This is a genomic window from Anaeromyxobacter sp. SG66, from assembly GCF_022690805.1.
In the GTDB taxonomy this organism is placed as follows: Bacteria; Myxococcota; Myxococcia; order Myxococcales; family Anaeromyxobacteraceae; genus Anaeromyxobacter; species Anaeromyxobacter soli.
On the sequence record NZ_JALCZC010000133.1, the window covers coordinates 1 to 10,163 of the forward strand.

Annotated in this window: 11 protein-coding genes and 2 pseudogenes; 7 read left to right on the top strand and 6 right to left on the bottom strand. The window is 75.3% G+C overall.

Annotated elements, in window-relative coordinates; all coding sequences use genetic code 11:
* Nucleotides 1–730: pseudogene (locus tag MNZ39_RS21475) on the top strand (hypothetical protein); the annotation flags it as partial.
* 41 nt (nucleotides 731–771) lie between these two features.
* Nucleotides 772–1,377: a glutathione S-transferase family protein gene (locus MNZ39_RS21480; protein ID WP_242341146.1), complete on the top strand. Its 606-nt coding sequence runs from the start codon at nucleotides 772–774 to the stop codon at nucleotides 1,375–1,377.
* Nucleotides 1,378–1,399: 22 nt separating this feature from the next.
* Here MNZ39_RS21480 and MNZ39_RS21485 read toward each other — a convergent pair whose 3' ends face one another.
* Nucleotides 1,400–2,020 carry an FmdE family protein gene (locus MNZ39_RS21485; protein ID WP_242341147.1) on the bottom strand — a complete coding sequence of 207 codons (621 nt, stop codon included), beginning with the start codon at nucleotides 2,018–2,020 and terminating at the stop codon, nucleotides 1,400–1,402.
* 87 nt (nucleotides 2,021–2,107) lie between these two features.
* Here MNZ39_RS21485 and MNZ39_RS21490 point away from each other — a divergent pair, with 87 nt between their 5' ends.
* Nucleotides 2,108–2,785 (top strand): DUF2238 domain-containing protein, encoded by a 678-nt coding sequence (locus tag MNZ39_RS21490; RefSeq protein ID WP_242341148.1) that lies wholly within the window; start codon nucleotides 2,108–2,110, stop codon nucleotides 2,783–2,785.
* Here MNZ39_RS21490 and MNZ39_RS21495 read toward each other — a convergent pair.
* Both MNZ39_RS21495 and MNZ39_RS21500 read right to left on the bottom strand, forming a co-directional pair.
* A complete protein-coding gene (locus MNZ39_RS21495) occupies nucleotides 2,782–3,492 on the bottom strand; it encodes a class II aldolase/adducin family protein (protein WP_242341149.1) in 711 nt (236 codons plus the stop codon). The two genes, MNZ39_RS21490 and MNZ39_RS21495, sit on opposite strands and share 4 nt — an antisense overlap.
* A complete protein-coding gene (locus tag MNZ39_RS21500) occupies nucleotides 3,492–4,523 on the bottom strand; it encodes an SIS domain-containing protein (protein ID WP_242341150.1) in 1,032 nt (343 codons plus the stop codon). Before MNZ39_RS21500 ends, MNZ39_RS21495 begins: the two co-directional genes overlap by 1 nt.
* An 87-nt stretch (nucleotides 4,524–4,610) precedes the next feature.
* Here MNZ39_RS21500 and fsa point away from each other — a divergent pair, with 87 nt between their 5' ends.
* Nucleotides 4,611–5,258, top strand: coding sequence for a fructose-6-phosphate aldolase (fsa, locus tag MNZ39_RS21505; RefSeq protein ID WP_242341151.1), 648 nt, complete (start codon nucleotides 4,611–4,613; stop codon nucleotides 5,256–5,258).
* 113 nt (nucleotides 5,259–5,371) lie between these two features.
* Nucleotides 5,372–5,587 carry a hypothetical protein gene (locus MNZ39_RS21510; RefSeq protein WP_242341152.1) on the top strand — a complete coding sequence of 72 codons (216 nt, stop codon included), beginning with the start codon at nucleotides 5,372–5,374 and terminating at the stop codon, nucleotides 5,585–5,587.
* A gap of 51 nt (nucleotides 5,588–5,638) precedes the next feature.
* Here MNZ39_RS21510 and MNZ39_RS21515 read toward each other — a convergent pair whose 3' ends face one another.
* Nucleotides 5,639–6,085: a hypothetical protein gene (locus tag MNZ39_RS21515; RefSeq protein WP_242341153.1), complete on the bottom strand. Its 447-nt coding sequence runs from the start codon at nucleotides 6,083–6,085 to the stop codon at nucleotides 5,639–5,641.
* Nucleotides 6,086–6,210: 125 nt separating this feature from the next.
* Nucleotides 6,211–7,050 carry a triacylglycerol lipase gene (locus MNZ39_RS21520; protein WP_242341154.1) on the bottom strand — a complete coding sequence of 280 codons (840 nt, stop codon included), beginning with the start codon at nucleotides 7,048–7,050 and terminating at the stop codon, nucleotides 6,211–6,213.
* Between the two features lie 194 nt (nucleotides 7,051–7,244).
* Here MNZ39_RS21520 and aroF point away from each other — a divergent pair, with 194 nt between their 5' ends.
* Both aroF and MNZ39_RS21530 read left to right on the top strand, forming a co-directional pair.
* A complete protein-coding gene (aroF, locus tag MNZ39_RS21525; protein WP_242341155.1) occupies nucleotides 7,245–8,261 on the top strand; it encodes a 3-deoxy-7-phosphoheptulonate synthase in 1,017 nt (338 codons plus the stop codon).
* Nucleotides 8,262–8,389: 128 nt separating this feature from the next.
* On the top strand, nucleotides 8,390–8,599 hold the full coding sequence (locus MNZ39_RS21530) for a hypothetical protein (RefSeq protein ID WP_242341156.1): 210 nt from the start codon (nucleotides 8,390–8,392) through the stop codon (nucleotides 8,597–8,599).
* 45 nt (nucleotides 8,600–8,644) lie between these two features.
* On the opposite strand, the pseudogene MNZ39_RS21535 reads toward MNZ39_RS21530, so the two are convergent.
* A pseudogene (locus MNZ39_RS21535) lies at nucleotides 8,645–10,163 on the bottom strand (hypothetical protein); the annotation flags it as partial.

Below are 10,163 nucleotides of genomic sequence, written 5' to 3' on the forward strand. Positions count from 1 at the left end.
GCCCGCCGCGCCGCCGCCGGCGGGCGCGCCTGCCGCGCCGGCGCCCGGGGCCGGTGAGCCGCAGGGGCTCCCGTCGTCCTCGCAGCTCCTCGCCCAGGTCGAGGCGATGAAGGGGCAGCTCGCGACCGCGCCGAAGCCGCTCGAGATCCTGCGCGCGCTCGGAGACCTCTACTACCAGGAGCGCCGCTACGCGGACGCGATCGGCTGGTACGACCAGGCGATCGCGGTCGCGGAGCCGGCCTGGAAGGACTACCTGGCGCTCCCGGCGGCCGTGCGCGCCAGGGAGCCCAGCCCCGCGGTGAAGCAGGAGTGCACGCGCTCCGAGAAGCGCGGCTTCGAGCCGCTCGTGCGCGCGGCAGAGGCGCGCGCGCGGCGCAAGGACGGGGCGGGCGCGGCGTTCTGCTACCGCGCGGCGCTCGAGCCGTCCATCGGGGCGCGCATCCAGCGCGCGAACGCGAAGCTCCTCGCGGGGGACGCGCCCGGGGCCATCGCCGACCACGAGGAGGTGCTCGCGCGGATCCCCGACCAGCCCGACGCCATGTACTTCCTCGGCCTGGCCCTCGCGGAGACGGCGAACGGGAACATCGGTCAGCTCGAGCGAGCGCGCGCCCTGTGGAAGCGGGTGGGCGAGGTGCAGCCGAACGGTCCCTACACGGATGGTCTCATGATGGCGACCGGCGAGGTGGAGCGGCGCATCGCGGCCGCCCAGTCGGCCCGCATGAGCCGATGATGCCTCGCGCGGCCGCGGCCGCGCGGCTACAACGGACGGCCATGCCCAAGCTCTATTACGCTCCCCGCACCCGCGCCTCGCGCCCCCGCATCGTCCTCGAGGAGCTCGGCATCCCCTACGAGCTCGTCCGGCTCGATCCGGCGAAGGCCGAGACGCGCACCCCCGAGCACCTCGCCCGCCATCCGCTCGGCCACGTGCCGGTGCTGGAGGACGGCGAGGTCCGCATCTTCGAGTCCGGCGCGATCTGCTTCTGGCTCGCGGAGCGCTACGGCGAGGGGAGGCTCCTGCCGCCCCCCGGCTCCCCGGGACGCGCGCTCGCCTACCAGTGGCTGTGCTTCGCGCTGTCCGAGCTCGAGCCGCCGCTCGCGCCGCTCGCCGCGGAGCTGAAGAAGGCCGAGCCGGAGCGGGACCGCGCGTGCGTCGAGCGGAGCGCGGCCCGGTTCCACGCCGCCGCGAAGGCGGTGGACGCCGCGCTCTCGGGCCGCGACTTCCTCCTCGGAGACGAGCTCTCGGTCGTGGACGTCGTCGTCGCGGCGATCCTCTCGTACGGGAGGTTCCTCTGCGGCCTCGAGGGCATGCCGACGGCCGACGCGTACGTGCTAAGGCTCCGCGGCCGGCCGGCCTGGAAGCGCGCCACGGCGGACTGACCGGGAGCGACTCCGGCGAGGCTCAGCGGGGCGGGAGGGCCCTCCGCTCCGCGCAGCGGAGGCAGAGCCGCGCCTCGCCGCGCTCCCGCACGTAGGGCAGCAGGACCCGGTCGCCGCAGGCGTCGCAGGGCACCGTCCGGAAGGACGGCGTCCCGTCCTCGAGCTCCATGGGGAAGACCGGGCTCACCGAGAAGAGCCGGTCCTCCGCGGTCGCGCGCACGAAGCCGAGGAGCGGCTCCAGCACCTCGTCCGGCACCGGCGCCCAGGGCTGTCCCCTGGCCTCGCAGACGCGGAACCACTCGCTCGACTCGAGGGCCTCGTCCACCTCGCCGCGCACGGCGACGCGGACGGCCCTGCGGCGTCGCTGGTCGACGAGCGTGAGGCCGAGCTTGCCGTGCGGCACGCGGACGATCAGGTCCTTGCCGAACGTGCACCCCGTCGCGACCTGTACACCGTCCGCGAAGCCCTGGCCGTAGTGATCACCCCCCACCTCGACCATGGCGAACAGCTCGCGCTCCACGGCGCGCGGGGTCTCGAGCGCGCCGAGCGCGGCGTGGCCGGCCCGCAGGCCGAGCGCGAGCGGCGGGCAGGGGTGGCCGTGCAGCAGCTCGCCGCACTCGAGCTCTCGCTTCGGTCGTTGCATGGGTCGGGGCGCCTCCGCGCGTGGGAGCCGGGGGCTCCGGATCCGGTGCAGATTGACGGAGCGCTTCCTGCACGGGACGATGCGGCCATGCCACCGACCGCCGCGCCCAACCCGCCGGACGCCGCCGTCCCGGACACCCTCCCTCGCCCGGCGGGGCGCGCGGGCCCGGCCGCGCTCGCGGTGGCGCTCCTCGCGCTCGCCGTCTCAGGGATCGGCCCCAAGGACCGGCTCACCTGGCTCATGGAGGTCGCGCCCGTCCTCGCCGCGCTCCCGGTGCTCGTCGCCACGCGCCGCGCGTTCCCGCTCACGCCGCTCCTGTACGCGCTGCTCGCGATCCACGCCGCCATCCTCTGCGTCGGCGGGCACTACACCTACGCCGAGGTGCCGCTCGGCTTCTGGGCGCAGGACGCGCTCGGGCTCGCGCGCAACCCCTACGACCGGCTCGGCCACCTCGCGCAGGGCTTCGTCCCGGCGCTCGTCGCGCGCGAGGTGCTGCTCCGCACCTCGCCGCTCCGGCGCGGGCGCTGGCTGTTCGTGCTCGTCACGGCCGTCGCGCTCGCCGTCTCCGCGCTGTACGAGCTCGTGGAGTGGGGCGCTGCGCTCTCGCTCGGCCAGTCCGCCGACGCGTTCCTCGGGACGCAGGGAGACCCGTGGGACACGCAGTGGGACATGTTCATGGCGCTCCTCGGCGCGCTGGCCGCTCAGCTCGCCCTGGCGCGGGTGCAGGACCGGCAGCTCGGGGCGCTCGAGGTCCGCTCGCCCTAGCGCGGTGGCCGGCCGGCCGCGGCGAGCACCTTCGCGATCGCCTCGGCGGGGAGCGGCTCGCACCGCCCGGCGAGCCGCGCCACGAGCGCCACGCGCGCCACGCGCTCGAGCGTCTCCATCCGGTCAAAGGCCTCGTCGAGCGTGCGCCCGAGGGCGAGCGCGCCGTGGCGCTCGAGGAGCACCACGTCGTGGCGCGGCCACAGGGGCGCGAGCGAGGCGGGCACCTCGTCGGTCCCGGGGGTGGCGAACGGCGCGACGGCGATCTCGCCGAGCGTGACCGCCGCCTCCGGCACGAGGTCGTTCGGCGGCGGGATCCCGGCCACCGTGAGCGCGACCGCGGTGACGGGGTGCGCGTGCACGACCGCGGCGACGTCCTCGCGCGCGGCGTAGGCGGCGAGGTGCATGCGGAGCTCGGTCGAGGCGCGCCCGCCCCCCGTCACCACCGCGCCGCGCCCGTCCACCACCACGAGATCGCCGGGGGCGAGGTAGCCCTTGTTGGCGCCGGAGGGCGTGACGAGGAACCGGTCCGGGCCGAGGCGGACGGAGACGTTGCCCTCGCCCGCGCCGATGAGGTCGCGGGCGTGGAGCCGGCGGCAGATCTCGACGACCGCCGCGCGCAGCGCGCGCTCTCCGGCCGCGGCGTTCCGCGGCGCGGCGTGAGGCTGCGCGCGGCGGGGCGCGCGGGCGGCGGGGCGGCGGCGCGCCATCAGAGGATCTTCGCGGCGAGGAGGTCCTGCACGTCGAGGAGCCCGACCGGGCGGCCCTCCTCGTCGACCACCGGGACCTGGTCGATGCGCGCCTGGCGGAGGACGCGCGCGGCGTCCACCACGAGCGCGTCGGGGCGGACGGTGCGGGGGTTGCGGCCCATCGAGGAGGACACCGGGCGCGTGAAGTCGGTCTCGCCGTGCTCGACGAGGCGGCGCAGGTCGCCGTCGGTGAAGATGCCGACCAGCTTGCCCGCCGCGTCCACCACGCTCGTCGCGCCGGGCCGGCCGGGCGTCTCGGTCATCCGCGCCACCGCGGCGGAGAGCGGCTGGTCCTCGCGCACGACCGGGTTCGCCTCGGCGCCGCGCATGAGCTCGCGGACCTTCATGAGCCCGCGGCCGAGCTTCCCGCCGGGGTGGAAGAGCGCGTACTCCTCCTTCTCGAAGGGCCGGTTCGCGAGCACGGTCATGGCGAGCGCGTCGCCGACCGCGAGCAGCACGGCGGTCGAGGCGGTGGGCGCGAGGCCCATCGGGCAGGCCTCGGCGACGTCGCCGATGGCGAGGACGAGGTCGGCGGCGCGCGCGAGCGGGTTCACGCGGTCGCGCGTCACGGCGACGACCCGCGCGCCGATCTTCTTGAGCGCCGGCAGGAGGCGGAGGATCTCCTCGGTCTCGCCGGAGTTCGACAGCGCGATGACGACGTCGTCCTTGGTGATCCGGCCGAGGTCGCCGTGCGCCGCCTCGGCGGGGTGGACGAAGTGGGAGGGCGTGCCGGTGGAGGCGAGCGTGGCGGAGATCTTCTGCGCCACGAAGCCGGGCTTCCCCATCCCGGTCACGACCACCCGGCCGCGGCACCCGAGCACCCACCGGACCGCCTCGGCGAAGCGGTCATCGAGGCGCACCGCGGCGATGGCGCGCGCCTCGGCGTCGAGCACCGTCCGGCCATAGTCGAGCAGGGAGCGATCGGAGTGCGCGGGCCGCTTCGCGCGCGAGCGGGGGAGGCGAACCACGCGGGCCTTCGGTCGGCTGGCCATGAGGGTGCGCGCGATATAGCACTTTCGCGCCTCTTGCGGCAGCGCGGGCCGGTGCGCTATGGGACGCCCCTCCGGAGGTAGCCCACGATGCAGTTCTTCATCGACTCCGCCGACGTCGGCGAGATCAAGAAGGCCCTCGCCCTCGGCCTGTGCGACGGCGTGACGACCAACCCCTCGCTCGTCGCCAAGACCGGCCGGGCGTTCGACGAGGTCCTGAAGGAGATCGTGGCGCTCGCCCCCGGTCCCATCTCGGCCGAGGTCACCGCCACCGACGCCGAGGGCATGCTCCGCGAGGCGCGCGCCTACGCCAAGTACGGCGACCAGGTGGTCATCAAGATCCCGCTCATCGTCGAGGGGCTCCGCGCGGTGAAGGTGCTCTCCGACGAGGGCGTGAAGACGAACGTCACGCTCTGCTTCTCGGCGGTGCAGGCGCTCCTCGCCGCCAAGGCGGGCGCGACCTACGTGTCGCCCTTCGTCGGACGCCTGGACGACATCTCGCAGGACGGCATGGCGCTCATCGCCGACATCCTGCAGATCTACCGGAACTACGACTTCGACACGAAGGTGCTCGTCGCCTCGGTGCGCCACCCGGTGCACGTGCTCGAGGCGGCGCGGCTCGGCGCGGACGTCGCGACGATCCCCTACTCCGTCATCGAGCAGCTCGCGAAGCACCCCCTCACCGACAGCGGCCTCAAGAAGTTCCTCGCCGACTGGGAGAAGGTGCCGAAGAAGTAGCGCGGCGGGCTCGCCCTCCGTCCGGCGCCGCCCGGCGCCCCGCGTGCCGGGCGCTCCCCCGATGCGCATCGTTCGCCCGTGCCGCGTCCTCTCGGGCCGCGGGAGGAGGGAACATGCCATCGCTCGCCCGTCCGTCGGCAGTCCTGGCCGCCGTCGTCGCGTTCCTCGCGCCCGTCCTCGTGCTCGCCCAGGCGGCCGATCCGGCCGCCGCCACGAGCGCCGGGTTCGGCTGGGTCTGGATCGTCGCCGCCGCGGCGATCGTCATCGCGCTCTTCTGGATCGTCTTCTCCGGTCGCCGGGGCCCGACGCCCCCCGCGCGCCGATCCTGACGTCGCCGCCCGCTCGGGCAACCCGGTCGGCCGCCTCCTCCGCGGCCGGGATCAGCCCAGCGTCACGCGGAACAGGCGGCGCTCCACGTCGTCGATCATCGCGACGAGGTCCTCGCGGCCGATGCGCACGCGGTCGGCGTGCTCCTTCAGGCCCAGGCACTTCTCGGTCACCAGGCGGACGAGCAGGTGGAGGGCCGCCCCCTCGGCGGGAGTCTGCAGCCGGTGAGCGTCCTCGGCGAGGCGCCGCTCGACGCCCTCGAAGTCGCGGAGGAGGTCGAGGCGCGCGAGCTCGAGCGCGAAGCGCAGCACGTCGTCGCGCGGCCGCTCCGCCGCGCCGGCCGACCAGCGCGCGCGCAGCTCCTCGGACACCCAGTCCAGGAACGGCGGCGGCCACGCCTCGAGCTCGCGCGCGAGCTCGCCCGCGAAGCGCTCGAGGACGTACGCCTTCACCGGCTGCTTCTCGCGCTCGTAGAGGAAGTCGAAGCGGCGGTCTCGCACGTGCCCGAGTGTAGCGCGAGCCGGCCGCGGCGCGTCGCCCGAGCGGCGGCGCGGAGCGGGCGAAGGTAATTCGTCTGCGGGCGGGTCCAGCCCCCCGTCCGACGAACGGCGCGGCCCCCGCGAGCTCAGGCGGCGTCGGTGCCCGGCTCCTTGCGGGCGCCGTTCGCGGCGCGCTCCGCGCGGCCGCCCCGCATCGCGGTGAGCGGGCCGCGCATCACCGGGGCCTCGCTCTCGCCGGCGCGGATCTCGCGGAGGAGCACCTCGTAGACGCGCTTCCCCGTCACGAACGTCCGGTGATCGCCCTTCACCTCGACGTTCACGAGGTGCGGGAGCCCGTGCGTCTCGATCACGCCGCTCGGGAACGGGGCCCACCCGTCGCGGCGCGACCAGATGGACGCGAGGCGCACCTGCGCCGGCCACGGGCCGTCGTGGAGCCGCTCGAGGAACGCGCTCCCGGGCATCATCTGCCAGACCGAGCGCGAGACCCCGCCGAGCGGCAGGCCGAGGTAGGCGAGGGGCGTGCCGTGGTGCGGGGTGCCGAGCGTCACGACCGCGCGCGTGCGCCGCCAGCCGCCGAGCCGCTTCACGTAGTAGGCGGCGACGAGGCCGCCCTTCGAGTGGCCGACGATCGTGAGCGGCCCCATGCCCGGGTTCCGGGCGTAGATGCGCTCGACCTTCGCGCGCACCAGGTCCGCGACGTCGTCGATGCCGCGGGTGTTGAAGGCGCCGCCGAGGCCGCCGAGGCGGAGGGAGAAGACGCCGTAGCCGTCGCGCCGCAGGCGCCGCTCGAGGATGTCGAAGGTGCGACGCGAGGCGAAGAAGCCGTGCAGCAGGAGCACCGGGCGCGGGCAGTGCGCGAAGTCCGTCCGCTTCTCGATCCGGTCCGCCGTCCCGGGCAGCTCGAGCGCCGCCGCGATCTCGTCCACCTGCCGCGCCGCCCGCCGGATCATCCGAAGGAGCTTCATACGGAGCGCCTCCCGAAGGTCAGTCTAATACGCCGCACGGACGGCGGCAGGGGGGCGCACCTGACGAGCGGGTCCGTACGGGGGAGGACCGAGGTCGCCCGCCTCACCGGCCGCGCGGGGTCCGGGCGGCGCGCCCGTCCTTGAGTGGGTCGCTCCCACGCGCTAAGACTCGGAATTCCCTGCCGGAGGTTCCGATGCTCGTGGTCATGAAGCCGCACGCCAGCGAGGGCGAGGTCGCCGCCGTCGTGGAGCGAGTCCGCTCCCTCGGGCTCTCCGCCCACCCCATCCCGGGCGCCCAGCGAGTCGCCATCGGCATCACCGGCAACAAGGGGGGCCTCGAGCCGGAGCTCTTCGAGACGCTCCCCGGCGTGCAGGAGGCGCTGCGCGTCTCGCAGCCCTTCAAGCTCGTGTCGCGCGAGGTGAAGGAGGAGGACACGGTCATCGACGTCGGCGGCGTCCCGCTCGGCGGGAACGCGCTCGCCATCATGGCGGGGCCGTGCTCGGTCGAGTCGAAGGATCAGCTGCTCGAGGCGGCGCACGCGGTGCGCGCGGCCGGCGCGCGCTTCCTCCGGGGCGGCGCCTACAAGCCGCGAACGAGCCCCTACGAGTTCCAGGGGCTCGCCGAGGAGGGCCTGAAGCTGCTCGCGCTCGCCCGCGAGGAGACGGGCCTCAAGGTCGTGACCGAGGTGATGGACGTCGAGACGCTGCCGATGGTGGCGGAGTACGCCGACGTCCTCCAGATCGGCGCGCGCAACATGCAGAACTTCTCGCTCCTGAAGCAGCTCGGCACGCTCGGGAAGCCCGTGCTCCTGAAGCGCGGGCCGTCCGCCACGATCAAGGAGTGGCTGATGGCCGCCGAGTACGTGGTCTCGCGCGGCAACTACCAGGTGGCGCTCTGCGAGCGCGGGATCCGCACGTTCGAGACCATGACCCGCAACACGCTCGACCTGAACGCCGTGCCGGTGCTGAAGGCCCTCACGCACCTGCCGGTCGTGGTGGACCCCTCGCACGGCATCGGCCTCCGCGCCCACGTCGCGGCGATGGCGCGCGCCGGCGTCGCGGCGGGCGCGGACGGCCTCATCATCGAGGTGCACCCGCGGCCGGAGAAGGCCCTCTCCGACGGGCAGCAGTCCCTCACGCCGCGCGAGTTCGACGAGCTCATGCGGCAGGTGCGCGTGATCGCCGGCGCCGTGGGGCGCGCCGTCGCCTGAGCGAGACGGCCCGCGCGCAGCGCCCGAGGTGCGCCGGCGAGCGTCCCCTCGTCCCCAACGCTCCCGACGGGGCGGGCCAAGCGGTGCGCCCGACTTGCCAAGCCACGATCAGGTCTTACGGTCGTGGCATGAGGCACGAGCCACAGGCGCCCACGACCGACTCGAAGGACCTTCGCCTGCCGAACGGCTGCCTGCTGTGCGGCGGAGACCTCGACGTGCGCGTGACGGACGGCGAGGCGCGGAGCTTCTGCGGCCGCTGCCGCTGGATCAGCCGCCCGCACATGCAGCGGCAGGAGGACGGGATCCACATCGTCCACCCCGCCGGCGGAATCGCCTGAGCGACCGATCCTGATCCGCGATCCGCGCGGGCGCGACTCCCTGGTTTACCTCGCGCGCCGCGCGCGGGCGAACCCGCCGTCGGGCGCGATCCAGCCCCGCTCCGCGCCCTCGATCCCCACGTCGAACGCGCGCAGCACCGCCGTGGACCGGTCGGGCAGGAGCGGGGCGACGAACCAGCGGCCGCCGTGGAGCGCGCCCGGTCCCCCGTAGAGCGCATCCACCGGCAGCTCCGCGCGCCAGCGCTCGACGCCGTCCGGGCCGAGGGCGACGAGCGCCGCGGTCCCGAGCGTCACGTCGAGCGACGACGCGCCATAGACGTCGAGCTCGGAGAGCACCAGCACGCCGCCGTCCGCGGTCACCGCGGTCACCGCGGTGGTGAGGTGCGGGTGCGTCGAGCGATCGGAGGGCGGCTCCGAGGCGAGGGTCCGCCGCCAGGCGACGGCGCAGCCGTCGAGGTCGAGGCGCGCGACCGTGCCGATGCCGAACGCGTAGGCGAAGCCTCCCGCCGAGAGCACCTCGCCGGACACGCCGGTGGCGCGGCCGGCCCGCGCCCCGTCCTCGAGGCGGAGCCAGTCCACGTACGCCGGCCCGCCGTCGGGGAGGAAGCGGCTGTCCGGGAACGACTGCACGAAGGCGAACCGGTCGGACACGTTCGCGAGCCAGCTCGCGTGATCGCTCGGCTGCGCGATGGCGAAGCGGTCCCCGCCGTCGGGCGCGGTGGCGTAGACCGTCGCGCCCACCACGTCCGTGCTGGCCGAGAACAGGAGCGCGCCGTCGGGCGCGATCGCCGCGGGCGAGCTCATCCAGATCGTGCGCGCCCCCTCGAACGCGCGCCGCGACACGAGCTTCCCGCTCTCGAGGTCGACGCGGAGCACGCCCGGGTACTGGTAGCCGTCCGCTCCGAGCGCCGTCAGCGAGAGGAAGAGGACCCCGTCCGCCGCCGCGGGGTGCGTCTCCCCCACGTACGCGCGCGCCGGGCCCGCCGCCTCCGGCACGAGCGGCGCCGCGTCCGCGACCACGTCGCGGGTCCAGAGCGGCGCGCCGTCCGCGGCGCGGAACGCCTCGAGCGCGGTGCCGGGCACGCCGAGCGGCTCGATCGTGGGCTGCGAGAGCACGGCGACGACGCCGTCCGCGACGAGCGCGACGTGCGCGGCCAGGTGGGCGGCGGGCGCGCGCCAGCGGACCCGGCCCGCGCGCGTGGCGGAGACGACCTCGCCCGTGCCGTCGTCGGCGAGCTCGGTCCAGTAGAGGTTCCCGTCCGCGTCGAGGACCCCGTCCCATCGGAGCCGCATGCCTGCGGCGGGACGGTGCTCCCACGCAGGCGTGGGGTGTCGCGCCGCCGTCGCCTCGAGCGCGGGGCCGCCGTCGAGCCCGACCGAGAGCTCGCACGGGCTCGCGATGGGCGGCGGGGGCGTGGGGGGAGGCGCGGCGGGCGTGCCGGCGTCGGGAGGTGGCACCGGCGTCGTCGGGACGCCGTCGATCGGGCCGCCGCCGGGGCCGATGTCCCCCGGGGCGAGACCCGGTGGCGGCGGGGGCTCGGTCGGCGCGGGCGGCTGCTCGCCG